Annotated in this window: 32 protein-coding genes and 3 tRNA genes; 18 read left to right on the forward strand and 17 right to left on the reverse strand. The window is 61.4% G+C overall.

Features of this window, described 5'->3' with window-relative positions; translation table 11 throughout:
• Positions 1–35: 35 nt before the first annotated feature.
• Both ACR0EZ_RS10910 and ACR0EZ_RS10915 read right to left on the reverse strand, forming a co-directional pair.
• Positions 36–725, reverse strand: a complete 690-nt coding sequence (locus ACR0EZ_RS10910) for a P-loop NTPase family protein (RefSeq protein ID WP_480612921.1) — start codon at positions 723–725, stop codon at positions 36–38.
• Positions 726–1,799, reverse strand: coding sequence for an AI-2E family transporter (locus ACR0EZ_RS10915; RefSeq protein WP_480612923.1), 1,074 nt, complete (start codon positions 1,797–1,799; stop codon positions 726–728).
• A gap of 258 nt (positions 1,800–2,057) precedes the next feature.
• Between ACR0EZ_RS10915 and proS the strand changes: the two genes are divergently transcribed.
• Positions 2,058–3,398: a proline--tRNA ligase gene (gene proS / locus ACR0EZ_RS10920; protein WP_480613326.1), complete on the forward strand. Its 1,341-nt coding sequence runs from the start codon at positions 2,058–2,060 to the stop codon at positions 3,396–3,398.
• The gene (locus ACR0EZ_RS10925) at positions 3,382–4,275 is read left to right on the forward strand and encodes a glycosyltransferase family 2 protein (protein ID WP_480612925.1); all 894 of its coding nucleotides are present in this window, start codon (positions 3,382–3,384) and stop codon (positions 4,273–4,275) included. Before proS ends, ACR0EZ_RS10925 begins: the two co-directional genes overlap by 17 nt.
• Here the strand turns inward: ACR0EZ_RS10925 and ACR0EZ_RS10930 are convergent.
• Positions 4,272–4,631: a hypothetical protein gene (locus ACR0EZ_RS10930; RefSeq protein ID WP_480612927.1), complete on the reverse strand. Its 360-nt coding sequence runs from the start codon at positions 4,629–4,631 to the stop codon at positions 4,272–4,274. The two genes, ACR0EZ_RS10925 and ACR0EZ_RS10930, sit on opposite strands and share 4 nt — an antisense overlap.
• 379 nt (positions 4,632–5,010) lie before the next feature.
• On the opposite strand from ACR0EZ_RS10930, the gene ACR0EZ_RS10935 reads away from it, so the two are divergent.
• Together ACR0EZ_RS10935 and ACR0EZ_RS10940 are read left to right on the forward strand one after the other, a co-directional pair.
• Positions 5,011–6,306 (forward strand): lipoprotein-releasing ABC transporter permease subunit, encoded by a 1,296-nt coding sequence (locus ACR0EZ_RS10935; protein WP_480612929.1) that lies wholly within the window; start codon positions 5,011–5,013, stop codon positions 6,304–6,306.
• A complete protein-coding gene (locus ACR0EZ_RS10940) occupies positions 6,299–6,985 on the forward strand; it encodes an ABC transporter ATP-binding protein (RefSeq protein ID WP_480612931.1) in 687 nt (228 codons plus the stop codon). The genes ACR0EZ_RS10935 and ACR0EZ_RS10940 overlap by 8 nt, the downstream gene beginning before the upstream one ends.
• Here the strand turns inward: ACR0EZ_RS10940 and ACR0EZ_RS10945 are convergent.
• A complete protein-coding gene (locus ACR0EZ_RS10945; RefSeq protein ID WP_480612933.1) occupies positions 6,969–7,406 on the reverse strand; it encodes a DMT family transporter in 438 nt (145 codons plus the stop codon). The two genes, ACR0EZ_RS10940 and ACR0EZ_RS10945, sit on opposite strands and share 17 nt — an antisense overlap.
• Positions 7,407–7,504: 98 nt before the next feature.
• Between ACR0EZ_RS10945 and ACR0EZ_RS10950 the strand changes: the two genes are divergently transcribed.
• Complete coding sequence (locus tag ACR0EZ_RS10950) at positions 7,505–7,900, forward strand: c-type cytochrome (RefSeq protein ID WP_480612935.1); 396 nt, start codon at positions 7,505–7,507, stop codon at positions 7,898–7,900.
• Positions 7,901–7,904: 4 nt separating this feature from the next.
• Here the strand turns inward: ACR0EZ_RS10950 and ACR0EZ_RS10955 are convergent, their stop codons facing one another.
• Positions 7,905–8,591: a hypothetical protein gene (locus ACR0EZ_RS10955; protein ID WP_480612937.1), complete on the reverse strand. Its 687-nt coding sequence runs from the start codon at positions 8,589–8,591 to the stop codon at positions 7,905–7,907.
• Positions 8,592–8,633: 42 nt separating this feature from the next.
• Positions 8,634–9,296, reverse strand: a complete 663-nt coding sequence (locus ACR0EZ_RS10960; protein ID WP_480612939.1) for a DNA-3-methyladenine glycosylase I — start codon at positions 9,294–9,296, stop codon at positions 8,634–8,636.
• A 401-nt stretch (positions 9,297–9,697) separates the two neighbouring features.
• On the opposite strand from ACR0EZ_RS10960, the gene ACR0EZ_RS10965 reads away from it, so the two are divergent.
• The 5 genes from ACR0EZ_RS10965 (at position 9,698) to ACR0EZ_RS10985 (ending at position 15,129) form a co-directional block, all read left to right on the forward strand.
• Positions 9,698–10,648, forward strand: coding sequence for an ABC transporter substrate-binding protein (locus ACR0EZ_RS10965; protein WP_480612941.1), 951 nt, complete (start codon positions 9,698–9,700; stop codon positions 10,646–10,648).
• A gap of 10 nt (positions 10,649–10,658) precedes the next feature.
• On the forward strand, positions 10,659–11,708 hold the full coding sequence (locus tag ACR0EZ_RS10970; protein ID WP_480612943.1) for a quaternary amine ABC transporter ATP-binding protein: 1,050 nt from the start codon (positions 10,659–10,661) through the stop codon (positions 11,706–11,708).
• Entirely contained in the window at positions 11,705–13,768 is a 2,064-nt protein-coding gene (locus ACR0EZ_RS10975; protein ID WP_480612944.1) for an ABC transporter permease, read from the forward strand. Before ACR0EZ_RS10970 ends, ACR0EZ_RS10975 begins: the two co-directional genes overlap by 4 nt.
• Positions 13,769–13,873: 105 nt before the next feature.
• Complete coding sequence (locus ACR0EZ_RS10980; RefSeq protein ID WP_480612945.1) at positions 13,874–14,539, forward strand: NnrU family protein; 666 nt, start codon at positions 13,874–13,876, stop codon at positions 14,537–14,539.
• A 68-nt stretch (positions 14,540–14,607) separates the two neighbouring features.
• Positions 14,608–15,129 carry a DUF2478 domain-containing protein gene (locus ACR0EZ_RS10985; protein WP_480612947.1) on the forward strand — a complete coding sequence of 174 codons (522 nt, stop codon included), beginning with the start codon at positions 14,608–14,610 and terminating at the stop codon, positions 15,127–15,129.
• A gap of 127 nt (positions 15,130–15,256) precedes the next feature.
• Here the strand turns inward: ACR0EZ_RS10985 and ACR0EZ_RS10990 are convergent.
• Positions 15,257–15,340, reverse strand: a tRNA-Tyr gene (locus ACR0EZ_RS10990).
• A gap of 115 nt (positions 15,341–15,455) precedes the next feature.
• Between ACR0EZ_RS10990 and rlmB the strand changes: the two genes are divergently transcribed.
• The 4 genes from rlmB (at position 15,456) to ACR0EZ_RS11010 (ending at position 17,756) form a co-directional block, all read left to right on the forward strand.
• Entirely contained in the window at positions 15,456–16,229 is a 774-nt protein-coding gene (gene rlmB / locus ACR0EZ_RS10995) for a 23S rRNA (guanosine(2251)-2'-O)-methyltransferase RlmB (protein WP_480612949.1), read from the forward strand.
• Positions 16,210–16,524, forward strand: a complete 315-nt coding sequence (locus ACR0EZ_RS11000) for a hypothetical protein (RefSeq protein ID WP_480612951.1) — start codon at positions 16,210–16,212, stop codon at positions 16,522–16,524. Before rlmB ends, ACR0EZ_RS11000 begins: the two co-directional genes overlap by 20 nt.
• A 106-nt stretch (positions 16,525–16,630) precedes the next feature.
• A complete protein-coding gene (locus ACR0EZ_RS11005) occupies positions 16,631–17,083 on the forward strand; it encodes a YHS domain-containing (seleno)protein (RefSeq protein ID WP_480612953.1) in 453 nt (150 codons plus the stop codon).
• A 196-nt stretch (positions 17,084–17,279) separates the two neighbouring features.
• A complete protein-coding gene (locus tag ACR0EZ_RS11010; protein ID WP_480612955.1) occupies positions 17,280–17,756 on the forward strand; it encodes a CoA-binding protein in 477 nt (158 codons plus the stop codon).
• On the opposite strand, the gene ACR0EZ_RS11015 is transcribed toward ACR0EZ_RS11010, so the two are convergent.
• From ACR0EZ_RS11015 to hisF, 3 genes are all read right to left on the reverse strand, one after another.
• Positions 17,753–18,316: a hypothetical protein gene (locus ACR0EZ_RS11015; RefSeq protein WP_480612957.1), complete on the reverse strand. Its 564-nt coding sequence runs from the start codon at positions 18,314–18,316 to the stop codon at positions 17,753–17,755. The two genes, ACR0EZ_RS11010 and ACR0EZ_RS11015, sit on opposite strands and share 4 nt — an antisense overlap.
• Before the next feature lie 73 nt (positions 18,317–18,389).
• Positions 18,390–18,707 carry a phosphoribosyl-ATP diphosphatase gene (locus tag ACR0EZ_RS11020; protein ID WP_480612959.1) on the reverse strand — a complete coding sequence of 106 codons (318 nt, stop codon included), beginning with the start codon at positions 18,705–18,707 and terminating at the stop codon, positions 18,390–18,392.
• Positions 18,704–19,465, reverse strand: a complete 762-nt coding sequence (gene hisF, locus ACR0EZ_RS11025; protein WP_480530064.1) for an imidazole glycerol phosphate synthase subunit HisF — start codon at positions 19,463–19,465, stop codon at positions 18,704–18,706. Before hisF ends, ACR0EZ_RS11020 begins: the two co-directional genes overlap by 4 nt.
• A gap of 120 nt (positions 19,466–19,585) precedes the next feature.
• On the opposite strand from hisF, the gene ACR0EZ_RS11030 reads away from it, so the two are divergent.
• Entirely contained in the window at positions 19,586–20,032 is a 447-nt protein-coding gene (locus tag ACR0EZ_RS11030; protein WP_480612961.1) for a DUF302 domain-containing protein, read from the forward strand.
• 1 nt (position 20,033) lies between these two features.
• On the opposite strand, the gene hisA is transcribed toward ACR0EZ_RS11030, so the two are convergent.
• Entirely contained in the window at positions 20,034–20,753 is a 720-nt protein-coding gene (gene hisA / locus ACR0EZ_RS11035; protein WP_480612963.1) for a 1-(5-phosphoribosyl)-5-[(5-phosphoribosylamino)methylideneamino]imidazole-4-carboxamide isomerase, read from the reverse strand.
• Positions 20,754–20,886: 133 nt separating this feature from the next.
• On the opposite strand from hisA, the gene ACR0EZ_RS11040 reads away from it, so the two are divergent.
• Entirely contained in the window at positions 20,887–21,285 is a 399-nt protein-coding gene (locus tag ACR0EZ_RS11040) for a DUF2147 domain-containing protein (RefSeq protein ID WP_480612965.1), read from the forward strand.
• A gap of 3 nt (positions 21,286–21,288) precedes the next feature.
• Here the strand turns inward: ACR0EZ_RS11040 and hisH are convergent, their stop codons facing one another.
• Positions 21,289–21,927: an imidazole glycerol phosphate synthase subunit HisH gene (gene hisH, locus ACR0EZ_RS11045; protein WP_480612967.1), complete on the reverse strand. Its 639-nt coding sequence runs from the start codon at positions 21,925–21,927 to the stop codon at positions 21,289–21,291.
• Positions 21,928–22,515 (reverse strand): imidazoleglycerol-phosphate dehydratase HisB, encoded by a 588-nt coding sequence (gene hisB / locus ACR0EZ_RS11050; RefSeq protein WP_480612969.1) that lies wholly within the window; start codon positions 22,513–22,515, stop codon positions 21,928–21,930. It abuts the gene before it with no gap.
• 154 nt (positions 22,516–22,669) lie between these two features.
• Between hisB and ACR0EZ_RS11055 the strand changes: the two genes are divergently transcribed.
• On the forward strand, positions 22,670–22,909 hold the full coding sequence (locus ACR0EZ_RS11055) for an Lrp/AsnC family transcriptional regulator (protein ID WP_155147317.1): 240 nt from the start codon (positions 22,670–22,672) through the stop codon (positions 22,907–22,909).
• 3 nt (positions 22,910–22,912) lie between these two features.
• Here the strand turns inward: ACR0EZ_RS11055 and ACR0EZ_RS11060 are convergent, their stop codons facing one another.
• From ACR0EZ_RS11060 to ACR0EZ_RS11070, 3 genes are all read right to left on the reverse strand, one after another.
• On the reverse strand, positions 22,913–23,779 hold the full coding sequence (locus tag ACR0EZ_RS11060; RefSeq protein WP_480612971.1) for a GNAT family N-acetyltransferase: 867 nt from the start codon (positions 23,777–23,779) through the stop codon (positions 22,913–22,915).
• An 85-nt stretch (positions 23,780–23,864) separates the two neighbouring features.
• A tRNA-Gly gene (locus ACR0EZ_RS11065) sits at positions 23,865–23,939 on the reverse strand.
• Positions 23,940–23,972: 33 nt separating this feature from the next.
• Positions 23,973–24,047 (reverse strand) — tRNA-Gly (locus tag ACR0EZ_RS11070).
• 146 nt (positions 24,048–24,193) lie between these two features.
• Between ACR0EZ_RS11070 and ACR0EZ_RS11075 the strand changes: the two genes are divergently transcribed.
• Positions 24,194–24,343 carry a hypothetical protein gene (locus tag ACR0EZ_RS11075; protein WP_480612973.1) on the forward strand — a complete coding sequence of 50 codons (150 nt, stop codon included), beginning with the start codon at positions 24,194–24,196 and terminating at the stop codon, positions 24,341–24,343.
• Positions 24,344–24,370: 27 nt separating this feature from the next.
• Here the strand turns inward: ACR0EZ_RS11075 and ACR0EZ_RS11080 are convergent, their stop codons facing one another.
• Positions 24,371–24,754, reverse strand: a complete 384-nt coding sequence (locus tag ACR0EZ_RS11080; protein WP_480612975.1) for an MAPEG family protein — start codon at positions 24,752–24,754, stop codon at positions 24,371–24,373.
• Positions 24,755–24,814 lie beyond the last annotated feature (60 nt).

Here is a 24,814-nt window from a genome sequence, read left to right on the forward strand (position 1 = left end):
ATCCGGCCACAGGATGCGAAATCGCAGGTTGCGGGTCAATCATTCGTATTATCCTTATTGGGATCGGCATTCAGAACCCGGACCGCCAGCGCACGGGTGATGTCGCGTTTTTCCGACAGCGCCAGATGATCCAGCTGCGCGACCACATTGGCAGCGGTTTCGAAGCGGCGATCCATATGTTTGACCAGATAGGCGATAACCTCGGGGCCGGGATTGAGCTGCCGGTCCAGAAACAGCTTCGCCAGCACCGCCCCCAACAGCGCGTCGTCGGGCGGATCAAGCGCAACATGATGCGCGCCTTCGACCCGGCTTTGCAGATCGGCCAGCGGCAGTTGCCAGAATTTCGGAACCAAGCGCCCGGTCATCAGCAGGGCATGCCCCTCGGCCAGAATCAGATTGTGCAGGTGGAACAGGGTTTTCTGCTGTTCCATGTCATCGGCAATTGCAGGCACGTCCTCGACCGCGATTGGCGTGCGGCACAGGTCGGGCACATCCTCGTGGCGCAGGTCGGCGGCATTGATGATCCGGCCGCCGGTTTCAGCCGCCCAGACATGGGCCAGATGGGTTTTGCCTGCGCCCGCCGGGCCGGTCAGCACCAGCTTGTTGCCGGGCCACGAGGTCGCCGAAATCATCGCCACCGCCAGCGCGTTGGCGGGCGAGACGAAAAAATCCTCTCGGCCCAGCGCGGTCTTGGCTGGCAGATCAAAGCTAAGCTGTCGGGCCATTTACGCGTCTTCCTGATCCTGGTCTTCCAGACCGGTATAGAGACGGCTGTCCAGATACAGCGAGGTCGCGAACCGCGCCAGAACGCCTAGTGCGGCGGCCACCGGTACGGCGACCAGCATGCCGACAAAGCCAAACAGCGCGCCAAACACCGACAGCGCCAGCAGCAGCCAGACCGGGTGCAGACCGACGGAACTGCCGACCAGCTTGGGTGTCAGGAAGTTGCCCTCGGTCACCTGACCCAAGGCGAAGATACCGGCCACCAGCCCCACATGGGCCCAATCGCCCCAGAACTGGAACAGCGCCAGCCCGATGGCCAGCGTGCCGCCGATCAATGCGCCGAGATAGGGGATGAAGGTCACCAGCCCGGCGATGAACCCGACGATCAGGCCAAATTGCAGGCCCACCAGCATCAGCGCCACGGCATAGTAGGTCCCGAGGATCAGGCAGACCGTCCCCATGCCGCGCACGAACGAGGCCAGAACACCGTCAATCTCACCCGCCAGCCGTTTGATGGTGGGGGCGTGATCGCGCGGCAGAAGCTCTCCGATCCGGGCGATCATGCGGTCCCAGTCCAGCAGTAGGTAGACTGCAACGACCGGAACGATGACCAGCAGGACAACTACGTTGATGGCCGACCCCAGCGAGGTGACAACCGATTGCAGCACATCGCCGGTTTTGGATTTCAGCGTGTTGCCCAGCGACACCAGAAATTGGTGAGAGCTGGATTCGCGGTCCAGAATGGAGGGGAACTGTTTTTCTATAAAGGCGCGCAGCTCTTTGAACAGGCTGGGCATCACATCGATCAGGTCGATCAGCTGCGTGATCAAAGCGGGCACGACCGCCAGGATGCCAACCACAAAGCCCAGCACGCCGACAACGGTGATGATGCCGGTCGCCGCCATGCGCGACAGGCCCAGATTTTCCAGCCGATCCGCGACCGGGTCCAGGAAATAGGCAATTGCGCCACCGATCACAAAGGGCAGCAGGACATCGCCAAGTGCCCACAGGATCAGCACAAAGATCGCCGTAGCGATGCCCCAATATCTGAGCTGATCCTTTACAGGCAAAGCCATGTCCGTCCCCTTGTTCAGGCGCTTTCAGATGTTCTTGGCCCAAGGGGCGGACCGATGCAAGCGGTTCATGAGGTTGATTTCCGTAGTGGTGGATTTGCGGCGCGGCGGCTCCGAATGGCCGCATCTGAAATCCGTCTTGGGCAGGTCAATTGCCAAACCAATCGGTCGGAGACCGCAAAAACGCCAATGCCCGATTGCCCCCGGCGGGGGTTTGGCATAATCACCTGAATGTTGAAGTTCCACCTAAAAGGTTACGAAATGCGCCTCAGCCGTTACTTTCTGCCCGTTCTCAAGGAAAACCCGTCCGAGGCCCAGATCGTCAGCCACCGGCTGATGCTGCGCGCCGGGATGATCAAGCAGGCCGCTGCTGGGATATACTCGTGGCTGCCGCTTGGCTTCAAAGTGCTGCGCAAGCTGGAAAACATCGTGCACGAGGAACAGGCGCGGGCAGGGCATATCGCCATCCAGATGCCGATCCTGCAATCGGCGGACCTGTGGCGCGAATCCGGGCGCTATGACGGCTACGGTCAGGAAATGCTGCGGATGAAGGACAGGCATGACCGGGATATGCTTTTCACACCGACCGCCGAAGAACTGGTGACCGACATCTTCCGCGGCCACGTGAACAGCTACAAAGACCTGCCGCTGACGCTCTATCAGATTCAGTGGAAATTCCGCGACGAAATCCGTCCGCGTTTCGGCGTGATGCGGGGCCGCGAGTTCTACATGAAGGACGGTTACAATTTCGACCTGACCAAGGAAGACGCGCTGCACGCGTATAACCGCCATCTGGTCAGCTACCTGCGCACCTACGAACGCATGGGCCTGCAGGCGATCCCGATGCGCGCCGATTCCGGCCCCATCGGCGGCGACTATACGCATGAATTCCTTGTTCTGGCCGACACCGGTGAATCCGAGGTGTTCTATGACAGCGCCGTTACCGATCTGACCTTTGGCGACCGCGAGATCGACTATGACAGCCGCGCGCAATGTCAGGCGATCATGGATGAGTTCACCTCGAAATACGCCCGCACCGATGAGACGCATGACGAAGCCCTGTTCAATCAGATCCCCGAAGACCGCCGCCGCGTGGCGCGCGGGATCGAGGTTGGTCAGATTTTCTATTTCGGCACAAATTACTCCGAGGCGATGGGCGCAACCGTACAAGTCCCCGACGGCAAGCCGGTTCCGGTCCATATGGGCAGCCACGGCATCGGCGTCAGCCGCCTGATCGGTGCGATCATCGAGGCCAGCCATGACGACAAAGGCATCATCTGGCCTGAAGGGGTGACGCCGTTCCACTGCGGGATCGTGAACCTGAAACAGGGTGATGAAGAGGCGGATGCGGCCTGCGAAAACCTCTACAAGGCGTTGACCGCGCTGGGCCTTGAGCCGTTGTACGACGACCGCAACGAACGCGCGGGCGGCAAATTCGCGACGATGGACCTGATCGGCCTGCCCTGGCGCATCACGGTCGGGCCGCGCGGGTTGAAGAACGGCGTTGTCGAACTGACCAGCCGCCGCACCGGCGAGAGCGAGGAACTGAGCCCCGAGGCCGCCGTCACCAGAATCGCCGAGATTTATGAGCAGATCGCCTGATCCAGGCGACGCGCCGCTGATCTCGGTCGTCACCGCGACCTACAAACTGCTGTCGCAAGGGCGACAGGACAGTTTTCGCCGCGTCATCGATTGCATGGCGCGGCAGAATTGTGCGCAGGCGGAACATGTAATTCAGGATGGCGCCTCGTCGGACGGAACCGTCGCGTTCATTCAGGACCTGACCGCCGCCGCGCCGCGCACCCGGTTCATTACCGAACCCGATGCCGGGCTGTATGACGCGATGAACAAGGGCGCGCAGGCGGCGCGTGGTGCGTATCTGCTGTTTCTCAATTCCGATGACTCTCTGGTGTCGGATGGCATTCTGAACATTGCGGCAGACAGGCTGCGGGCGACCCGGCCCGATTTTCTGTACGGCTCGACCGTGCAGCGGTTCGAAGATGGTTCGGAAAAACCCTTTCACCGGATGTCGCTGAAAGCGATCCTGCAGCGCATGCCGTTTTGCCACAACTCGGTGTTCATCAAACGGAATGTATTCATGGCCCTGGGCGGGCATGACACGCAATATCGCATTGCGGCGGATTACGACCTGATGCTGCGGATGATCGGGGCTGGTTATCGGGGTGAGCGGATGGAGGATGCGATTTCCCTGTTCTGGGACAGGGGGGCGACCAGCGACGATACCACAACCGGTCAGGATTACGCGCGGGTCTGGGTAAATTACTACGCGGGGTTCCAAACCGCGCGGGGCTTGACTGAGCAGGATTTTCAAAGGTTCTACCAGCGCGGCCACATGCCCGCAAAACTGATGGCTGAACTGTTGCGCCGATCCGATACTCCTGACGCCATCCGGGCGGCGGCCCGTCACAGTCTGTCAAAATCCCTGCGCCGGTCGGTTCAGGTCTGGCGCAGGTTTTAGCCGTGGCCGTTTGTCGGCCGGGTGATCAGCACCTCGCCATCCGCGCCGTTGCCACGCGCTACGACGATGGGGCGTCCCATGCGTCTGACCAGATCCCGAAGTTCGAAGCCCAGAAAACGTATCCCGCAAACCCGTGCGCCGGTGGCGCGGTCGGTGATACACAGCCGCCCTTCGCGGAAGGCCAGACGGTATCCCTTGTCCCTCAGGACATCCGCCAAATTCGCCCAGCTTGCCGCCGTGGCAAATACCGGGCGGATGGCTGCGCGCAGCAGGGCCGCGCTTTCACAATCCAGTTCTGATGATGCTTTTTGGGCCAAAATCGGGCCCGACCCTTGTGTACTCGTATCCATAAACATGAGCGACCCCCGCTCGTTAAATGTGTTCCCCCACAATAAGGGTGACAAAGTTTCGCTAAATAAGCAAAAGACGAAATAAAATTGCTTACAAATATGTTGCAGTTTGAATTCAGTCGCTCACGCGACAGCTACATTGACTTCATAGCTGAAACAATACCGCCCTGTCTGTGAACGGCATCACAACCAGCGGTATAATCGCCGCTCTCAAATCTCTTTTTACCAGAACTGCCATCCAGCGCTCGAAAACTGATTCGCACCGGGTTTTTGCGCTGAATGCCGCGTCCTGCGCGGTGCCTGACGCGCCTTGAACCCACTACCGGCTTGACCATCCGGCGAAATGCCGAAAGGGTCCCCGCACACAACAACCGCCGGAGCAGGCATGGCCAAGACCCCCCCGCCTTTTGCCCCTTTCGAATGGAAGATCGCATGGCGCTATCTGCGCGCCCGCCGCGCCGAGGGTGGCGTCAGCGTGATGACATGGATTTCGCTGATCGGGATCACGCTGGCTGTCTTCGCCCTGATCGCGACGCTGGCGGTCCGGTCCGGGTTCCGGTCCGAGTTCGTGGGCACCATTCTGGGGGCGAACGCCCATGTCACCGTCTATTCCTCGGGTCAGATCGACGCGCAGGGGCGCGTGGACCGCACCATGCCCGACTATGAGCAGCAGGCCGAGCGCATTGCGCAGGTTCCGGGCGTTCAGCGCACCGCGCCGCTGGTCAAGGGGCAGGTCCTGATCACCAACCGCGACCGTAGCAGCGGGGTCGAGGTGTTTGGCATCCGCCCCGACGATCTGCGCGATTTGCCCGGCGTGGCCCAAAGCGAGCAGGCCGTGGGCGACCTGTCACAGTTTCAGAGCGGCGAGGATGTGATCGCCATCGGATCAGGCGTGGCGCGCAGCGTCGGGGCAACGGTGGGGGATACGGTCAAGCTGACCTCGCCCAACGGGGTCAAAACCGCCTTTGGCACCTCGCCGCGCGTGAATGCCTATCGCGTGGTTTATGTCTTTTCGGCAGGCCGCTACGACATCGACCGCACCCGCGTTTACATGCCGTTTTCTCAGGCGCAGGGCTTTTTCAACCGCGAAGGCGTGGCGGACGAGATCGAGGTGATGGTCGAACGCCCCGAGGACCTGACTCCGATCCTGATCCCGATCATCGAGGCCGCAGGCGAGCGCAGCCAGATCTGGACCTGGCAGGACGCCTCGGGCGGGTTCCTGCGCGCGTTGGAGGTCGAGGACAACGTGATGTTCATCATCCTGTCGATCCTCGTGTTGATTGCGGCGATGAACATTGTCTCGGGCCTGATCATGCTGGTGAAAAACAAGGGCCGCGATATCGGCATTCTGCGCACAATCGGCCTGAGCGAAGGCTCGGTCCTGCGGGTCTTTTTCATCTGCGGCGCGTTTACCGGCATCATCGGTACGGCGATGGGAGTGATCCTTGGCTGCCTGTTTGCGATCCATATCGACCCGATATTCTCGTTCGTGAATTACGTGATGGGCGGCGGCGTCTGGGACCCGTCCATTCGCGGCATCTACGCGTTGCCCGCCGAGTTGCATCTGAGCGATGTGCTCAAGGCCATCGGACTGTCGCTGGGCCTGTCCTTCTTTGTTACCTATTTCCCCGCCCGCCGCGCGGCGCGGCTGAACCCGGTCGAGGCGCTGCGCTATGAGTGAGGTGACACTGCGGCTGAGCGGCCTGACCAAGACTTATCTGAAAGGCACACCGGGCGAGGTTCAGGTGTTACGCGGCGTCGATCTGGACCTGCGCGCGGGCGAGGCGGTTGCGCTGGTCGCCCCTTCGGGGGCGGGCAAATCCACGCTTTTGCACATCGCCGGGTTGCTGGACACGCCGGATGACGGCGCGGTCCAGATCGTGGGCCAAAGCGCGACCGGCAAGGGCGACCGGACCCGCACCGCGCTGCGGCGGCAGGATGTGGGCTTTGTCTATCAGTTTCACCATTTGCTGCCGGAATTCACCGCGCTGGAAAATATCACGCTGCCGCAACTGGCCAACGGTGTGTCCGAAAAGGCGGCGCAGCAGCGGGCGATGGCCTTGCTGGATCGTGTAGGCGTCGCGCGACGCGCGGGGCATCGGCCCGCCGCCCTGTCCGGTGGCGAACAGCAGCGCGTTGCCTTTTGCCGTGCGCTGGCGAATGCGCCGCGTGTCCTGCTGGCGGATGAACCCACCGGCAATCTGGACCCCGAGACCTCGGATCAGGTGTTCGACGCGCTGATGTCGCTGGTCCGGGACGAAGGGCTGTCGGCCCTGATTGCCACCCACAACATGGATCTCGCGGCGCGGATGGACCGGATGGTTCGGCTGGAAGGCGGCGTGCTCAGGCCAATTGAGTGATCGCCACGCCAACCGCCATCACCGCAATCCCGCCCGCGCGCATCCATGTCAGCGGCGTGACCTGCGCGCCGAAGAGGCCAAAGTGATCAATCGCCGCGGTGCTGATCAACTGCCCCAGCAGGACGAAGAACACCGCGTTTCCAACCCCGAAATGCGGCGCGACATGGGTGATCGACAGAACGTAGAAGGCGATCAGAACCCCGGCCAGCAGCAGGTGTTTGGGGGCCTGCGCCACTTTGGAAATCGCCTCGACCCCGGGAAACAGCAGCATCACGATCGCGGATGAGCCAAAGGCGATGGCGAACAAGACCACGGCGGCCGCGGTGGGTGAGCCGATCAGTTTCCCCAGCGCGGCGTTCAGCGCGGCAAGGATCGGAACACCGATTCCGGCGGCCAGCATGATGGCTGCGTATTGTGTCATGGCCCGAACCCTCGCTTGCTGCTTTCGTTGATCTGGATCATTGCGCCAAGCCGCGCGCCGGGCAAGCCTGCAAATGTCAATCGGAGCAGGAGGATGCGATGATCAGAGCGGTACTTTGGGCAGGCCTAATCAGTTGTGCGGCAATGGCTTCAGCGCAAGAGGCGGACAAAGGCGCCGAGCTTTATCAGCACTATTGCGCCACCTGCCACGGGATCGAGGCGACGGGGCATGGCCCGATGGCGGGTGTTCTGGTGATCCAGCCGACCGATCTGACCAAGCTGGCCGGTGAGGATGGCGTATTCCCCATCGCCCGCGTGGTTGCGCGGATCGACGGGCGCGAGCCGCTGGTCAGTCATGGCAGCCCGATGCCGGTTTACGGGCCGTATTTCGACGGGCAGGAAACGTCGATCAAAACGCCCGAAGGTCAGCCGGTCCTGACCAGCCAGCCCATCGTCGATCTGGTGGCCTATCTGAAAACCATTCAGGTGAATTGAGGCCTTAGCTGCAGATGCCCTTAACTTCTGCATCGCTCCACGGGATGACCACATCGCGTTCGCGGCCTTTGTCGGGCAGGGGCGACAGATCGAAATGCGCGCCAAGCATGGTGTGCAGCCGTTGTGTGCGCTTCGCCTGCGGGTCCAGCGCACGGCAGCACACATATTCCTCGACAATCGCGCCCTGCTGCTCGAACCCGTAGGACAGGAAATCGGGCGAGTTATCCAGATCGAAAAGATAGGGGTCCTTGCGCCCGCCATGTTCGAACGCCGCGCGCAGCGGGTGGTAGCCGGTGGTCTTGCGGTTCTGCCACTGCCAGACATGGGTCAGTTCATGGGCCAGCAGCATGGCGGCGACCAGATTCATTTCGTCCGGGAAGTCGGACATGTAGTCTTCCACATACCAGCCGTTCGAAAAATAGACCTTGTTGAACAGCGCGACCGCTGCGGGTTTTCCTCTGAATTCGCCCTCTCCCATCGGTGGCAGGATGCGTTCGCGGCAGGCCAGCCTTGGCCGCGCCTCGCGGAAATAGGTGACCTCGGTCACGGGCGCGCCATCGACCAGCCGGACACGATCCAGGTTCAGGGTGTCGCCCTGCACGGCGGTGGCAAATGCGCGCTCTTGCTCGGTCAGGGGGCGACCGCAGGACGACAATAGCAACAGGGCCAAAAACAGCACACGCAAAACCATAGGATCAACCCTAGCGCGAGGCTGCCAATCCGCAAGCCGATTTCATAAACTCATCGCGAGGACCCGGCTTATTTCCGTCAGGCCCCGCCCGGACTGATCCATCCAAGTATTGAACGCGTCCTGAACGGCGCTCATTGCCTTTTTCGAGGTCGCAGGCTTGTCGATCACGCCCTCGGCAATCAGCCGGGCGGTGACGTCCTGTGACAGGATGAAACTGTCCCGCCCAGCGAACCGCATCGCATATTGGGCCGAAGCCCCGCCAAGGCGCGACCCACGTTTGGCCAGCATGTCCAGCAGGCCGATATAGTCGGTCGAGGGCCACCCGCCCAGAACCTGTCCCGCGCCGCCATCCTCGCGCAGTTCCAGCAGAAAGGCCGCGTTGTCGCGGACGGTGGCGATCTTGGTGCCATTGCGGACAATGCGCGTGTCCTGCAGCAGGGAATCGAACTTTTCGTCATCCATGAAGGCACAACGCCCGACATCAAAGCCGTCAAACGCGGCCTCGAACCCGTCCCACTTGTTTTCGATGACCTTCCAGTTGAACCCTGCCTGAAAGATGCATTTGGTGAGTATCGACAGCCAGCGATCCTCGGGCATTGCTGCAAGTTCCGCTGTGCTTTTGGGTTTACTCAGCTTTTCGGCCAAGGCCTTTGGGCCGCCGTGGCGGTTTGCCGCCATTTCGAAAATTTCGTCAAATGAATGCATGTTCGCCACCCTCCGCGTTAAATGTTTTCTTTTTGTTCTTGTTTGGCAAGCGTTATTTTCAGCCAACTGTGGGTGCATAATGGTCGGCGGGGCCCGAGCGTTGCGAAGATTTGTCAAAGAAATCCTAGACAAACGAACGCAAAAAGGTTTCTGATTGACTCGTCAGTCAACGATTTTTGCCGAATGGTGGAAAACCGCGACGGGTCGGGGCGGTGTGCAAAGCCGTGTTGGGGAAATCGGTAATCTGGCCTGACGGGTTTTTCACGGCCACACTCAAACTGATGACTTTCCTTTTCCGGCGAAATTTGTGCATGTTGCGACATGGTATTGTCACAAGACAGTTCTGCCGGCGGGCTGTGCCTGCCGGGGTGGGCAAAAGTAAGAAGACAGGGAGAAAATCCATGAAAAAACTGAGTGTGAGCCTTCTGGCTCTGGCGGTCGCGGGATCGGCGCAGGCGGCGGATATGGGTGCCGTGGACGAGCCGATCAAGCTGGCGATCAACGAATGGACCGGTCAGCACGTCACCACGCATGTCGCCGGTGAGATGCTGAAGGCTGCGGGTTACAACGTGGAATATGTCACCGCTGGCATGATGAACCAGTTCCAGGCGCTGGCCGATGGCGACATCGATGCGACGCTGGAAATCTGGTCGTCGAACGTGTCGGACGAATACGCCAAGAAGATCGATGAAGGCACTGTCGTCGAGATTGGCGATCTGGGTCTGGATGCCAAGGAAGGCATTGCCTACCCGGCGCACGTGGCCGAACTGTGCCCGGGTCTGCCCGCGTGGGAAGCCCTCAAGGACTGTGCGCAGGTCTTTGCCACGGCGGAAACGCTGCCCGGCGGCCGTCTGGTTGACTATCCGGCGGATTGGGGCACGCCCGGCGCGGATCGCATGACCGGGCTTGAGCTGCCGTTCAAAGCGGTCCCTGCCGGGTCCGAGGGGGCCTTGATCGCCGAACTGCGCGCCTCGACCGAGCGCAAGTCGCCGCTGCTGATCACCTTCTGGCAGCCGCATTGGGCGATGTCGGCCTATGATGTGCAGTTTGTCGACCTGCCCGCCGGGGAAGAGGCGTGCTTCAACGATCCGGCATGGGGCCCGAACCCCAATGCAGTGAACGATTGCGATTTCTCGCCTTCGCGCATCTTCAAGGCCGGTTGGAGCGGTATGGCGGATAAATGGCCCGCTGCCTATGAAATCCTGACCAATTATCAGCTGGCGGTCGAAGACCAGCAGCCGATGATGGGTGCGATCGACGTCGATGGCGGCAAGGTCGAAGAAGTGGTCGCCGCATGGATGGCCGAGAACGAAGGCAAGTGGCGTCCGGTCGTTGACGCGGCAACGCAGTGAGCTTGCCTAAGTGACCGACGTTAATACGCCAGCCATCGCCTGCCAGAACCTCTGGCAGGTGTTTGGCCAAGGCGCTGACAAGGCCCTGACCGACGCGCTGTCTCGGTCAGGGAATGACGCCGACAAAGCCGCCGCCGAACTGCGCGAAGGTGGGTTCATTCCGGCCGTTCAGGACGCCAATTTCGAAGTTCGCGAGGGCGAGTTGTTCGTCATCATGGGCCTGTCGGGTTCGGGCAAGTCGACGCTGATCCGCTGCATCTCGCAACTGTTGCCCGGAACGGGCGGGGAGATTCGCGTGGATGGCGAGAATGTCATCGGCGCGTCCAAGAAAGTGCTGACCGATCTGCGCCGCAAGAAGCTGGGCATGGTGTTCCAGCATTTCGGCCTGTTCCCGCACATGACCGTCGCCGAAAACGTGTCCTATCCGCTGCGTGTTCAGGGCGTGCGCAAAAAGGAACGCCTGGCGCGCGCGCAAGAGGTGATCTCGCTGGTTGGTCTGGAGGGGCGTGAAGACAGCTTCCCACGCCAGCTTTCCGGCGGACAGCGGCAGCGTGTGGGGATTGCGCGCAGCCTTGCCGTGAACCCCGATATCTGGTTCCTGGACGAGCCATTCTCGGCCCTCGATCCCCTGATCCGCCGACAGTTGCAGGACGAATTCCTGCGCATTCAGGCGACGTTGAAGAAATCCATCGTCTTCATCACCCATGATATCCAGGAGGCGCTGAAACTGGCCGACCGCATCGCCATCATGCGCGATGGCAAGATCGTTCAGATCGGCACGCCGACGGATATCGTGCTGCGTCCGGTGGACGACTATGTGCGCGAGTTCTCGAAAGACGTGGCAAAAGGCCAGCACGCCAAGGTCGCCTCGGTGATGCGGGATGAGGCCACATGCGGCCCGGATGACCCCGGCCTGACCACCTCGATGACGTTGGACGCTGCTTTGGCGCATTGCATGGAGCTATATGATCCCGTGCCCGTCCGCGATGCTGCGGGAAATGTCGTCGGCACGGTGCATCCGTCGGATCTGGCCGCGGCCTTACAGGTGGATGAGACATGACCGCCGTGACGGACATCCCCGCGCAGCAGGCACGCCTGACCGCGGGGGCGCAGGCCGCCCTGATCACCGTGATCGTTGGTGCGGTGTGTCTTGCACTGGAAGCGCACGCCCCGTGGCTGGTCAAATGGCCCGCCGCGTGGGAACTGCCCGCGACACAGTGGGTCGGGGCGTTTCTGGATTGGTTTCTGAACGGCATCAAACCGGCCATGCGGCTGTTTTCGGACCTGATGACCTATCCGATGGATGCCGCCAATTATGTGCTGGGCAACACGCCCTGGCCGATCCTGATCGGTATCGTCACTGCATTGGGCTGGTATCTGGGTGGCCTGCCAATGGCGGCGCTGGGGTTCATTGGCCTCAGCTTCGTTCTTGCCTCGGGCTATTGGGCCGAAAGCATGAATACGCTGGCTCTGGTCGCCGTGTCTGTTCCGGTTGCGCTGATCATGGGCGGCGCGATCGGCATCCTCGCGAACGAGGTGCCTCGGGTGAAGTCATTCGTGCAGGCGGTGCTGGACATCATGCAAACCGTGCCGACCTTCGCCTATCTGACGCCGCTGCTGCTGCTCTTTGGCTTTGGCCCGGTTGTCGGTCTGATCGCCTCGGCCATCTACGCGGCCCCGCCCATGGCGCGCAACGTGATGCTGGGGCTTGAACGGGTCGAATCCGAGATCAAGGAAGCCGCCATCATGTCCGGCGGCACCCGCTTCCAGCAATTGTTTCAGGTCGAGATCCCGGCAGCGACCACGCAGATCATGGTCGGTGTGAACCAATGCCTGATGGCGGCCTTGTCGATGGTGATCATCGCCGCTGTCATCGGCGGCTTCAACGACATCGGCTGGGAGGTCCTGCTGACCATGCGCAAGGCGCAGTTCGGCGAATCCCTGATGGCCGGTCTGGTCATCGTTGTTTTTGCCGTCGTCATTGACCGGATGAGCGGCACTCTGGCCACCGAACGCAAACGCTATGACAGCCGCGTTGTCTGGGCGATGCTGGGCTTTGCGGTACTGTTTACCGCCGCTTTCTGGGCCTGGCTGCCGAACCCGTCCGAACTGACCGTTCTGGACCCGATGGCCGAGGCGATCGACAGCGGCCTGACCGCGTTCACGCAGGCCAACGGGCCGTGGCTGGATGCGCTCAAGAACAATTCGCTGTTCTACGTGCTGCTGCCGCTGCGGATCGGGCTGGATCAGGCGGTGCTGCCTTTCACTTGGGGCTTCGCATGGACACCCGCGATGAGCTACGGCCTCTTTGCCGTGGGTGCCGCCATCGCCTTGATGATGGCGTGGCGCGGGCATCTGACCGGAGGGCTGGTGGTTCTGATCCTGATCGGCATGTTGGAGACCGGCATCGCCAACCTGCCTTGGCCCTTTGTCCTGACCGGCGCTGCCGCGCTGGGCTGGGTCGCTGGCGGCTGGCGTTTGGCCGCGCTGTCGGTGGGGCTGCTCTGCACCATCCTCGTCTCGGGCCTTTGGGAACGCGCGTTGCTGTCGCTCTACCTAAGCGGTGCTGCGGTATTCTTCTGCGCCGTGCTGGGCGGGCTGATCGGCCTGGCCAGCGCGGTCTGGTCGCCGGTCTGGACCATCGTGCGCCCGATCTGCGACATGTTGCAGACGATCCCTCTGTTCGTGTTCCTGATCCCGGTGCTGATGGTCTTTCAGATCGGAGAGTTCTCGGCCTTCCTCGCCATTTGTGCCTATGCCATCGTTCCGATGATCCGCTACACGCGGCACGGGCTGGTCAACACGCCCGAGGAAATGATGGAGGCCGCCATTTCCAGCGGTGCGACCGAGTGGCAGATCATGCGCGACGTGCGCGCGCCTTATGCCGCGCCGACCATCCTGCTGGGGCTGAACCAGACCATCCTTTATGCCTTTGCGATGCTGGTGATCGCGGCGCTGATCGGCACCACCGGTCTGGGTCAGTCGATCTATCTGGCGCTGGGGCAGGCGGATGTGGGGCTTGGTATCTCAGCCGGGGCGGCGATGGCCATCCTCGCGCTGATCGCCGACCGCATGGTGCAGGGCTTTGCCGAGGAACGGCGCAAGGCGCTGGGCCTATAAGACAGGGCAGGGGCGGGCAACCGCCCCGCCGCCCGACTTGACTTCGGACAAAGACCGCCCTCGCGCGGGCAGCTAAACCGGGCAAAAACGGGTTCGGAGAATATCATGACCGGTTGGGGCTTTTTCACAGCGGCGCTGATCACCTTCCTGCTCAGCCACATGATTCCCGTGCGCCCAATGGTGCGCGGCTGGCTGATTGAAACGCTGGGTCGCCGGACGTATTTCGCGGCTTATTCCACCTTGTCCCTGCTTGTTCTGGGGTGGTTGGTCATCGCCGCCGCGCAAGCGCCATATGTCGAGATCATCCCGCCGCTTCCCATACTGCGCTGGGTGCCGGTGCTGATCATGCCCGTCGTCTGCTGGCTGGCAATGGCCGGGCTGGCGATCCGGAACCCGTTTTCGTTCGGCGGATTGGGTACTCGCCCTTTCGATCCGGAACAGCCCGGCATCCTGCGCACAACGCGCCATCCCATCCTTGCGGCGCTTATGCTGTGGTCGGTGGCGCATCTGCTGGTCAATGGCAGCCTGTCCCACGTCATCCTTTTCGGCCTGTTTGCGGGCTTCGCCGCTATGGGAATGGTCCTGATTGACCGCCGCAAGGCGCGGGACATGGGGGCCGACTGGCCGCGGATGTCCCACAACACCGCGCGCCTGTCGTTCCGCGTACCAAGGCCCCTGCCGCCGCTCTGGGTCTGGCTTGCTTCACTCGCCGCTTTTGCGGTGCTGTTACACCTGCACGCACCTGTGATCGGCCTGTCGCCCCTGCCGTAAACGGGGGAGTGGTCGGGCGGGCGTTGGCGTGCTATCTGGAATATCGAACTTTGCGAAGGGGTCCCTGAATGTATCTGGCCTATGTCACAACAACCGATCGCGGCGCGACGGACCGTCTGCTCAGCGCGGTTGCCGATCACCTGCAGAACTTGGGCGCCAAACTGGCCGGAGTGGTGCAGACCAACACCGAATGCGCAGACAGCAGCAAATGCGACATGGATGTCCGCGTTCTGCCCGAGGGCGAGACCATCCGGATTTCGCAATCGCTGGGCACACAGTCGCGCGGATGCCGTCTGGACCCGGCGGCTCTGGAACAGGCTGTGGGGTATGTCACCGCGTCGCTTGACGATGCGCCGCAGCTTCTCATCATCAACAAGTTCGGCAAGCACGAGGCCGACGGCCGCGGTTTCCGCCCCGTCATCGCCGAGGCGCTGGCGCGGGACATTCCGGTGCTGGTTGGCGTGAACGGTTTGAACAGCGAAAAGTTTCAGGACTTCACTGGTGGTGAGGCCGAACAACTTGCGGCGGACCTGCAGGCGATCACGGACTGGTTCAACCGCATCACGGCGGACCGCACGCAGGCGGCCTGAACCCCCGACGGTCAGGCTGGTCGGGCGCAGATCGAGGAATCTGTGCCAACTTGCAGACCGTTCTGTTTGACAGCACCCTCGACGGGCTCGGGGCTTGGCCGCTCGTGTATAGAAGCTTTGTAGGAAGTGGTGGGCGACCCTGGAATCGAACCAGGCGTGCGTCTCCGCGAGGGAGTTACAGTCCCCTGCCACACCTTGCGGCCTGTCGCCCACTGTCAGGCGTTGCACCTGACGTGGAGGCGTGATTACTAGCGCACCAAAGGAGCGTCAACAGGAAAATACCGCTTTGACGCAGGAAACCGAATTCCCGGCCCGGAGGCCCTGAAATGAAGAAACCCAAGTGGGTCGTCGAGAAGGAACAGGCGCGCAAAGCCGCCGCGAGTGAGACCGTCTGGCTGTTCGGTCTCCACGCCGTGCGCGATGCGCTGATGAACCCGAAACGGCAAAAATTGCGGCTGATCGTGACCCGAAATGCCCGTGATAAACTGGCAGATGCCATTGATTTTGCGGGGATTGAGGCGGAAGTGGTCGATCCGCGCAAATTCACCGCTCCGATTGATCCGGGCTCGGTCCATCAGGGCGCGGCGCTTGAGGTCAAGCCGCTGGACTGGGCCGGGTTGGCCGAGAATTGCATCGGGCGCGAACACCCTCGGGTCATTCTGCTGGACCGGGTGACGGACCCGCATAACGTCGGGGCGATTCTGCGCTCGGCCGAGGTGCTGGGGGCCAGCGCCGTGATTGGCACCCGTCACCACTCGGCCCCCGAAACCGGGGCGTTGGCCAAAACCGCCAGCGGCGCGCTGGAGCGTCAGCCCTATCTGCGGGTGCGCAATCTGGCGGATACGATCGTGGAACTGCAGGGCATGGGGTATCTGGTTCTCGGGTTGGATGGCGAGGCCGACGCGACCATCGAAACCACGCTGGACGGCCAGCGGGACCGCCCGGTGGCGCTGGTGCTGGGGGCCGAAGGGCCCGGTCTGCGGCAGAAAACCAAGGAAACCGTCGATCACCTGGTGAAAATTGACGCAGCCGGCGGGTTCGGGTCGCTTAACGTATCAAATGCGGCGGCAATCGCCCTATATGCATCCCGTTACAGGTAAGCAGGAGGCCGCCATTCCCAGCCCGTCAAAAATCGCCACCTGCTGCTATTGCGGGACCCGCGCCGCGCTGGTCCTGAAGGGCAAGGATCGGCACGAGCTCAGCTGTTCCAGCTGTGGCGCGCCCTTGCATGACCTGAAAATGCTGCCTCGGAAAAAGGTGGCTGAACGTCCGGCCCGGTATGGGGAAGGCGTTGGGCTGAAAAAGCCAAAGCCCAAAAAGAAAAAGAAGAAGAAAAGCCTTTGGTCACGCGCGATGGAAGAAGCTTGGGATGTGGTCGAGGATATCTTTGACTGACCCGCACGGTGCGGGTCAAAAAACGTTCACAACCCTGTCAACGGGGGTTTAATGCGGCCTGAAAAGTTGCAGTTTGGTACCCTGATATCATGATTCTGAACTTGCCATGCTGACCCGACGTTTTCTTTCCGGCGCGCTGTTCGCCGCTGCTTTTGGTTCTGCCGTCTCTGCGCAGGATGTCCCTGTCTACTTTGCGTCCGAAGGGGCCGCGATGTCGGGATACGATCCCGTGTCCTATTTCGAAGGCGATACGCCGGTCAGGGGGCAGCCCGAGATTGCGGTGGTGTGGAAAGGCGCCGAATGGCATTTCGCGTCTCAGGAAAACCGTGAACTTTTCGAAGCCAACCCGCGCGCCTTTGCGCCTCAGTTTGGGGGGTATTGCTCGTACGCGATGGCCTACGGGCAGCTCAAAAGCACCGACCCGCAGGCATGGCAGGTGGTCGATGGGCGCCTGTACCTGACGCATTCGCCGGAGATCGAGGAAATGTGGCGGGATGATCGCGCCGCATACATCCACATGGCCGAAGAAAACTGGCCGTCAGCCCTGTACCGCGAATAGGCGAATCTCCGCTTTTTGTGAGATGTCATCACAAAAATGCGCGCCCCCTCTTTTTTTCGCCAGATTTATGCCTAAATGTCACAGTGACCGCGGAACGGAACTGCCGCGGGTCATTTCACTGTCCCTCGTTCCAAAACTTGCGCCCAAGTCATCTTGGGCGCTTTTTTCTTCTCGGGACCCTGCGTAGGATGCGCCCATGCCCGAATATTCCGACGAATTCCTGAAAAATGTCCTGACACGCACCAAAACCGTGGCGGTGGTCGGCGTGTCGATGAACCCCGTGCGGCCCAGCTATTATGTGGCGCGGTACCTGTCGCTGAAAGGGTTCACGGTCATCCCCGTCAATCCCGGCCATGCGGGCAAGGAACTGTTCGGGCAAACGGTCCGGCAAAGCCTGTACGATATCAGTGAGCCTGTTGATATGGTGGATATTTTCCGCCGCTCCGAAGCTGTCCCGCCCATTGTCGATGAGGCGCTGCAGGCCTTTCCCGACCTGCAGACGATCTGGATGCAAATCGGCGTCGAACACGAAGGGGCGGCAGCCACAGCGCAGGCGCGGGGCGTGGATGTGGTCATGAACCGGTGTCCCAAGATCGAGTATCAGCGCCTGTTCGGAGAGCTGCGCATGGGCGGGTTCAGCACCGGGATCATATCTTCGAAGCTGCAGACTTAACCTTTGTATGGCTTCAGCCGCGCCACCTGTTCCTGACGGCGCTTTTCCAGAACAACATCGCGCGGCACCCAGTCATACCGCGTGTCTTCCATCAGCGGAGACCAGAACAAAACCCCGCCATAGCGCCAAGGGTCCAGCACCACGCCGTCATGCATCGAGTCACCCTTGCGGCTGATGATCGCCGTGCTGTGGTCGATGCGGAACGGGTTGTCCGCGTTGGCGATGGCCCGGTGCAGGGTCAGCGTGTCGAAGTTTTCCTGGCGCAGGCGCCGCTCGATATCCTCGGCCCAATGCCAGCACAGACCGCGCGGGCGCAGGCCCTTGTTGACCTTGGCGTTGTGGATCAACGGCGGGTCGGTGATCTGGTATTCCTGCGCCAGTTGCGCGGTATAGGCATAGGCGATGCGGGCGGCGCGGTCGGCCTCGGCGGGATCGATATCGGGGCCGAGGCTTTGGATTTCGGCGGCCAGCCGTTGCACCTCATCCCCGGTTGAAGGCGGCGCTGCGGCGCAGGCGCCAAGCAGGGCAAAGGTCACCACTAGCGCCAAAGCTCTGATCATTCCGATGCCCTTTGCCTTGTGAACCGGGAGCCCCGATCATAAAGGGCAGGGCGCGTTGTTGAAAGCCCGCGCCTTACCCTTTAGGCCGCGCGGCTTTTTCAGCGATCCCGCTGACACCCTGACGCCGCGCCAGTTCCGCCAGGACATCATCCAGCGCCACATCCCGTGCGGCCAGCATGACAAGCAGGTGGTAGAGCACATCCGCCGCCTCGGTGGTCAACTTGTCCCGGTCACCTTTGACGGCTTCGATTATGGCCTCAATGGCCTCTTCCCCGAACTTCTCGGCGCATTTTTCGGGCCCTTTGGCCAGCAGCTTTGCGGTCCAGCTGCTGTCGGGGTCAGCGCCTTTGCGGGCTTCAATCGTGGCGGCCAGATCGTGCAGGATGCTCATGTCAGCCTCATCGGAATGCCAGCGGCGGCCATGTGTTCCTTGGCCTCGCGGATAGTATATTCGCCGAAATGAAAGATCGAAGCCGCCAGAACGGCGCTGGCCCCGCCTTTGGTCACGCCTTCGACCAGATGGTCCAGAGTGCCGACACCGCCCGAAGCAATCACCGGCACGTCCACCGCATCAGAAATCGCGCGGGTCAGGGGCAGGTTGAACCCGGCCTTGGTGCCGTCACGGTCCATCGAGGTCAGCAGAATTTCCCCCGCGCCCTTGGCAACAACCGTTTTGGCGAACTCTACCGCGTCGATTCCTGTCGGTTTGCGCCCGCCATGGGTGAAAATCTCCCACTTGCCGGGGCTGACGGTCTTGGCGTCGATGGCGCAGACGATGCATTGGCTGCCGAACTGGTCGGCTGCCTCGGCGATCACGTCCGGGTTGGCCACAGCCGCCGAGTTAAAGCTGACCTTGTCCGCCCCCGCCAGCAACAGGGCGCGCACATCATCCTTGGTGCGGACACCGCCCCCCACAGTCAGCGGCACGAAGCATTGCTCTGCCGTGCGCTGAACAACATCGAACATGGTGCCACGATTTTCGTGGGTCGCGTGAATATCGAGAAAACAGATCTCATCCGCCCCGGCGGCGTCATAGGCCTTGGCGGATTCCACCGGATCGCCCGCATCGCGCAGGCCCACGAAATTCACGCCCTTGACCACACGGCCATCGGCGACATCGAGACAGGGAATGATACGGGTTTTCAGCATGGGGCGTCCTTTGTTGAGGGCACCTCTACCGGCAAAGCCCCGCCGATGCCAGACTTGTGATTGTGATCCGGCGCGAAGCCATGGAAATTAGGGGTGAAATTCACGAAAAGGAATTCTGTTATGCGACATCTTCTGCTGGCTTCACTTCTCACTTTCGGAGGCACCCTGTCCGCCATGGCTGACGACATTATCAAGGTAGAAACCAATAAATCCGTGGCCGAGGTGCTGGACGCGCTGGAAGCTGCCGTGGGCAATGCGGGCGCCACCGTCTTTGCCCGCATCGACCACGCGGCGGGGGCCGAAAAGGTCAGCACGCCGATCCCGCCCAATCAGGTGCTGATCTTCGGTAACCCGGCCTTGGGCACGCCCGCCATGCAGATCGACCCGCGTGCGGGGCTGTTCCTGCCGCTAAAAGTGCAGGCTTATCAGGATGCAGATGGGCAGGTCTGGCTGGCCTATGAAGACCCGAAAGAGACAATGGATGAGCTTGACGAGGTCGAGAAATCGCCGGTCATCGAAAAGATGCGCGGTGCTTTGGCGAAACTGACCGCAGCTGCCGCGCAGTAACTCAGTTCAGGGCGCGGATGGCCTGGGCCAGGTCAATCGCGCCATCATAGAGCGCCCGGCCCGAGATCGCGCCGTTCAGCGCGACGCCGCAATCGCGCAGGGCGATCAGGTCGTCCAGAGAGCTGACACCGCCCGAGGCAATTACCGGGATCGAAACCGCCTGCGCCAACGCTGCCGTGGCTTCGATGTTGGGGCCCTGCATCGCGCCGTCGCGGTTGATATCGGTGTAGATGATCGCCGCGACGCCTGCGTCCTCGAAACTGCGGGCCAGATCGGTGACCTGCACGTCGGTTTCCTCGGCCCAGCCCTTGGTAGCGACCATGCCGTTGCGGGCGTCGATGCCCACGGCGACCTTGCCGGGAAAGGCTTTGGCCGCTTCGCGCACTAGATCGGGGTTCTCGACCGCGACCGTGCCCAGAATCACCCGCGCCAGACCTTTGTCGATCCAGGTCTCGATGGTGGCCATGTCGCGGATACCACCGCCCAGTTGCGCCGGCACGTCACAGGCCTTCAGGATCGCCTCGACCGGGGCCGCGTTCACCGGTTCCCCTGCGAAGGCCCCGTTCAGATCGACCAGATGCAGCCACTCGCACCCGGCCTCGACAAAAGCGCGGGCTTGCGCAGCCGGGTCTTCGTTAAAAACCGTGGCCTTGTCCATCTCACCACGCAGCAGGCGCACGGCATGGCCGTCTTTCAGATCGATAGCGGGGTAGAGGATCATGTCGGGCGGCCCTATATCACTGTTACACGCGCGGGATATCGCACAGGCGGGGCAGGGGTGCAACGCGACGCTAAGTCAATCTTGCCCGGTGCCGAATGGCAGGTCAGACTGGCCACAATACAGGGAGGAACTTATGAAGACATTTACTCTTGCAGCCGGTTTTGCCGCGATGGCCACCGCCGCTCTGGCGGATGATCCGGCGGATGGTCTGTGGAAGACCGCACCGGGTGACACCGGCTCGTACCTTCACGTGTCGATTGCCGAATGCGGCAGCGCGATTTGTGGAACTATCGACAACGTATTTGATGCGCAAGGTAATGAGGATCTGAATTCCGATATTCTGGGTAAGCAGATCATCTGGGATATGGTGCCCGAAGGCGATGGCAATTACGCCGACGGTAAGATATGGGCCCCGGATCGCGACAAGACCTATAACTCGAAAATGACTCTCGACGGCAATGCCTTGACTGTCAAAGGCTGCGTTGCCGGAGGGCTGGTCTGCCGGGGGCAAACCTGGACCCGCATTCGCTGAATTTCAGGGCCTCCAGGTCAGGAAGTTCCCGATCATGCGCAAGCCCACGTCCTGACTTTTCTCGGGGTGGAACTGCATCCCAACCATCGTGTCGCGGCCGATCACGGCCGTGACCTCTTGCCCATACTCCACATAGGCCAGCCGCTGCGCAGGATCGGTGACGCGGAAATGGTAGGAGTGGACGAAATAGGCGTGATCGCCCGACGCCACGCCCTCGAACACCGGGTGAGCGCTTTCCAGAACCAGATCGTTCCAGCCCATATGTGGCACCTTCAGCGCGCTGTCTGACGGTTCGATCTTCACAACATCCCCGGCAATCCAGCCCAGCCCATCGGTCTCGGAATACTCATGACCCTTCGAGGCCATCAGTTGCATGCCAATGCAGATGCCCAGAAACGGGCGGCCCCTCTGCTCGACCGCCTCGACCATCGCATCATAGATACCCTTGTGGCCCCGCAACTCTGCCGCGCAGGCCGGGAAGGCCCCGTCACCCGGCAGCACGAGACGATCCGCCCGCGCGACAATTTCGGCGTCCGAGGTCACGACAACCTCACCTGCATCCACCTCGCGCGCCATGCGTTGGAACGCCTTTTCGGCGGAATGCAGGTTGCCGCTTTCGTAGTCGATAATGGCCGTCAGCATTTACAGCGCGCCCTTGGTGGACGGAATCGCATCTGCCTTGCGCGGATCGGTCTCAACCGCGTCCCGCAACGCGCGCGCGACAGCCTTAAAGGCAGCCTCGGCGATGTGGTGGCTGTTGAAGCCGTGCAACTGGTCGATATGCAGCGTGATGCCGCCATGAGTGCTGAGCGCCTGAAAGAACTCGCGCACCAGTTCTGTGTCGAAAGTGCCGATTTTGGGCGTGGGCAAGTCCACATTCCAGATCAGGAATGGGCGGCCCGACAGGTCCAGCGCACAGCGCACCTGCGCATCGTCCATGGGCAGATGGCATTCGCCATAGCGCCGGATGCCTTTCTTGTCGCCCAAAGCCTGTGTCAGCGCCTGACCCAGCGCGATGCCGGTATCCTCGACCGTGTGGTGGTCGTCGATGTGATAATCGCCCTTGGCGCGGATCGTCATGTCGATCAGCGAATGGCGCGCAAGCTGGTCCAGCATGTGATCGAAGAAGCCGACGCCGGTCTGGTTGTCATACTGGCCGGTGCCGTCCAGATTGACCTCGACCACAATCTCGGTCTCGGCGGTCTGACGGCTGAACTTAGCGCTGCGCATGGGCGAATTCCTTTTGCTACAGGGGCGCTTATAGACGTGGACGGGCGGCCTATCCAGACTGCTTTATGCCTTCGTGGCGAACTGTTGCAGGGGATTGCACCCACGCGCCGCCCATGCCAGCCTGCGGGCAACACGAACCAACAAGGCCCGGCCCATGTCCACCTGCGTTTTCATACAGATCCGCTGCAAACCCGGCACCACCTACAAGGTGGCCGAGGATATCGCCCTGCGCGAGATTCATTCCGAACTCTATTCCACCAGCGGCGAATATGACCTGCTGTTGAAGCTCTACATCCCCGAAACCGACGATGTCGGCCATTTCATCAACGAAAACCTGCTGGTGATTCCGAATATCGAGCGGTCGCTGACAACGATGACCTTCAAGGCGTTCTGAGGGTCAGCCCAGCTCAAACGTGGTGATGCCGTAAATCCGATCCAGATCGACATCCGGCGCGTGGCTGGAATACATCCGGCCGGTCTCGAACACCTTGTTCAGCCCAAGATGGTCAGCCAGAGCCATTGCCTGCGCGTTCGGGTTGGGCATGTCGATGAACACCTCGCTGCCCATCTGGCCTTCCGGCAGGGTGGTCAAAAGCGATACCAGCAGCGCGCGGGCGATGTCTTCGTTATCCGCAAACAGCGGCCCGACCTTGTATCCGTTCAGGCACCGCCGCAGCGTCGCATAGCCCCTGATCCGCCCGTTGTCCTCGAACACGCGCGAAACGTGGTTCGGCGCGTCCAGCCAGCCATGCAGGAAGGTATCACGCTCGGCAGGGAACAGGCCGCGGTCATAGGTCTTCAATTCGTTCGTTAGGGCGTTCAGGGGTGCAACATGATCCTGCGTATCCCGGCCCAGCGTGCGCAAGACGTCCCGCGCCGTGCCGCCGAAGCGGTAGTTGTCATAGGCCAGCGTGAAGCCGAACTTGTGGTAATTCTCCTGCTGTTCGACCACGCCGTCCATGCCCATGTTCCGGTCTTCGCAATGGGCCTTGACCGCGTTGGCGACCTGCAGGCCGTATCCCGATCCGCGATAGGCGGGTTGCACGATGTAAAAGCCCAGAAACGCATAGTGATCGTCGTAATTCACAGCCGAGGCCGACGCGATCATCTGACCGTCCAGAAAGCCGCCCTTGAACCCATGCGGATCCGAGCTGTGGAAACAGGTCGCGTCGTGAAGTCCGGGGTTCCACCCTTCCTGACCCGCCCAATCGACGGCCATCTGAACCTCGTCCGGTGTCAGCGCGCGAATTTCATATTCGGGCATGGGCGTATCTCCGTCAGGCATGTGATTGCGGCCAGAATGACGCAAGCCCGGCAAAAGAACCAGCATGTAAGGAAGGTTTGGTATCTGGAGCGGGCGAGGCGATTCGAACGCCCGACCCTAACCTTGGCAAGGTTATGCTCTACCCCTGAGCTACGCCCGCATCAGATACTTATGTGGTCCAAAGACCTCTCAATGGAGCGGGCGAGGCGATTCGAACGCCCGACCCTAACCTTGGCAAGGTTATGCTCTACCCCTGAGCTACGCCCGCGCCGTTGAGTGAGGAGGGATGTATTAATTCCAACGGGTGCCTGCAAGCGGAAAAACGCATCTGCAGGAAAATTTCTTTTGCCGCGACGGAAATCTGCCGGACCTGCGTTGAACCTTTAGACAGGACTAAAAAGTTCGAGGTGACAGGTGAAAAACAAAGAGAGTTTCAAAATCGCAGCACTGGCCATTCTGATGGCCGTCGCCGCGATTGTGACCCATGTTGTGCCAGAGCCAGAGGCCGACGTTCAGATGTGGCAATCGGCGCATACGGTCGTAGCGGGGCGTCTGGCGGGGTGATATCCGGCCCGCCCGGACGCCAAGAGTTCAGAGCGCCAGTCCCAGATTGACGAAAGCGGCAACCAGTATGGCAGCAAAGGTCAGCACCATGCCGATCTGGCGCAGAATCACGATTTGCGGGGTCTTGCCAAAGCCATAGACATGGCAAAGCCGCCCGGCCAGCAGGCACAACCCCAGCAGGTTCACCAGCAGGCCGCTGGCCCCCTGCAACTCGACCATTGCGATCAGCAGCAGCCCGAACGGGGCGTATTCGGCAAAGTTGGAATGCGTCCGCATCGCCTTGAGCATCGCGGTATCACCCGAATCGCCGTACGAAATCTTGTGGCTCCGCCGGGTGTTGATGACCCAGCCGCTAAGGCCGACATAGATGATCGCCAGCAACGCGGCGTAGATCGGCGTGATGGACAGCATTGTTCCCTCCCTGGTCGTGAAACGGGCCGCCCGGATATCCGGACGGCCCGCAGATCAGTC

Source organism: Ruegeria sp. AK4 (genome assembly GCF_056541025.1).

Bases quoted from the DNA above. Each gene is read 5' to 3' on its own strand.
- ACR0EZ_RS11055 (WP_155147317.1), top strand. From the start codon at position 22,670: ATGTCCACCTGCGTTTTCATACAGATCCGCTGCAAACCCGGCACCACC.
- ACR0EZ_RS11005 (WP_480612953.1), top strand. From the start codon at position 16,631: ATGCTGACCCGACGTTTTCTTTCCGGCGCGCTGTTCGCCGCTGCTTTT.
- ACR0EZ_RS10915 (WP_480612923.1), bottom strand. From the start codon at position 1,799: ATGGCTTTGCCTGTAAAGGATCAGCTCAGATATTGGGGCATCGCTACG.
- hisH (WP_480612967.1), bottom strand. From the start codon at position 21,927: ATGCTGACGGCCATTATCGACTACGAAAGCGGCAACCTGCATTCCGCC.
- ACR0EZ_RS10945 (WP_480612933.1), bottom strand. From the start codon at position 7,406: ATGACACAATACGCAGCCATCATGCTGGCCGCCGGAATCGGTGTTCCG.
- ACR0EZ_RS11020 (WP_480612959.1), bottom strand. From the start codon at position 18,707: ATGAGCATCCTGCACGATCTGGCCGCCACGATTGAAGCCCGCAAAGGC.
- ACR0EZ_RS11060 (WP_480612971.1), bottom strand. From the start codon at position 23,779: ATGCCCGAATATGAAATTCGCGCGCTGACACCGGACGAGGTTCAGATG.
- hisA (WP_480612963.1), bottom strand. From the start codon at position 20,753: ATGATCCTCTACCCCGCTATCGATCTGAAAGACGGCCATGCCGTGCGC.
- ACR0EZ_RS11030 (WP_480612961.1), top strand. From the start codon at position 19,586: ATGCGACATCTTCTGCTGGCTTCACTTCTCACTTTCGGAGGCACCCTG.
- rlmB (WP_480612949.1), top strand. From the start codon at position 15,456: ATGAAGAAACCCAAGTGGGTCGTCGAGAAGGAACAGGCGCGCAAAGCC.
- ACR0EZ_RS10935 (WP_480612929.1), top strand. From the start codon at position 5,011: ATGGCCAAGACCCCCCCGCCTTTTGCCCCTTTCGAATGGAAGATCGCA.
- ACR0EZ_RS11015 (WP_480612957.1), bottom strand. From the start codon at position 18,316: ATGATCAGAGCTTTGGCGCTAGTGGTGACCTTTGCCCTGCTTGGCGCC.
- ACR0EZ_RS10985 (WP_480612947.1), top strand. From the start codon at position 14,608: ATGTATCTGGCCTATGTCACAACAACCGATCGCGGCGCGACGGACCGT.
- ACR0EZ_RS10955 (WP_480612937.1), bottom strand. From the start codon at position 8,591: ATGGTTTTGCGTGTGCTGTTTTTGGCCCTGTTGCTATTGTCGTCCTGC.
- hisB (WP_480612969.1), bottom strand. From the start codon at position 22,515: ATGCGCAGCGCTAAGTTCAGCCGTCAGACCGCCGAGACCGAGATTGTG.
- hisF (WP_480530064.1), bottom strand. From the start codon at position 19,465: ATGCTGAAAACCCGTATCATTCCCTGTCTCGATGTCGCCGATGGCCGT.
- ACR0EZ_RS10980 (WP_480612945.1), top strand. From the start codon at position 13,874: ATGACCGGTTGGGGCTTTTTCACAGCGGCGCTGATCACCTTCCTGCTC.
- ACR0EZ_RS10960 (WP_480612939.1), bottom strand. From the start codon at position 9,296: ATGCATTCATTTGACGAAATTTTCGAAATGGCGGCAAACCGCCACGGC.
- ACR0EZ_RS10950 (WP_480612935.1), top strand. From the start codon at position 7,505: ATGATCAGAGCGGTACTTTGGGCAGGCCTAATCAGTTGTGCGGCAATG.
- ACR0EZ_RS11080 (WP_480612975.1), bottom strand. From the start codon at position 24,754: ATGCTGTCCATCACGCCGATCTACGCCGCGTTGCTGGCGATCATCTAT.
- ACR0EZ_RS10940 (WP_480612931.1), top strand. From the start codon at position 6,299: ATGAGTGAGGTGACACTGCGGCTGAGCGGCCTGACCAAGACTTATCTG.
- ACR0EZ_RS10925 (WP_480612925.1), top strand. From the start codon at position 3,382: ATGAGCAGATCGCCTGATCCAGGCGACGCGCCGCTGATCTCGGTCGTC.
- ACR0EZ_RS11040 (WP_480612965.1), top strand. From the start codon at position 20,887: ATGAAGACATTTACTCTTGCAGCCGGTTTTGCCGCGATGGCCACCGCC.
- proS (WP_480613326.1), top strand. From the start codon at position 2,058: ATGCGCCTCAGCCGTTACTTTCTGCCCGTTCTCAAGGAAAACCCGTCC.
- ACR0EZ_RS10975 (WP_480612944.1), top strand. From the start codon at position 11,705: ATGACCGCCGTGACGGACATCCCCGCGCAGCAGGCACGCCTGACCGCG.
- ACR0EZ_RS10910 (WP_480612921.1), bottom strand. From the start codon at position 725: ATGGCCCGACAGCTTAGCTTTGATCTGCCAGCCAAGACCGCGCTGGGC.
- ACR0EZ_RS10930 (WP_480612927.1), bottom strand. From the start codon at position 4,631: ATGTTTATGGATACGAGTACACAAGGGTCGGGCCCGATTTTGGCCCAA.
- ACR0EZ_RS11010 (WP_480612955.1), top strand. From the start codon at position 17,280: ATGCCCGAATATTCCGACGAATTCCTGAAAAATGTCCTGACACGCACC.
- ACR0EZ_RS10965 (WP_480612941.1), top strand. From the start codon at position 9,698: ATGAAAAAACTGAGTGTGAGCCTTCTGGCTCTGGCGGTCGCGGGATCG.
- ACR0EZ_RS11000 (WP_480612951.1), top strand. From the start codon at position 16,210: ATGCATCCCGTTACAGGTAAGCAGGAGGCCGCCATTCCCAGCCCGTCA.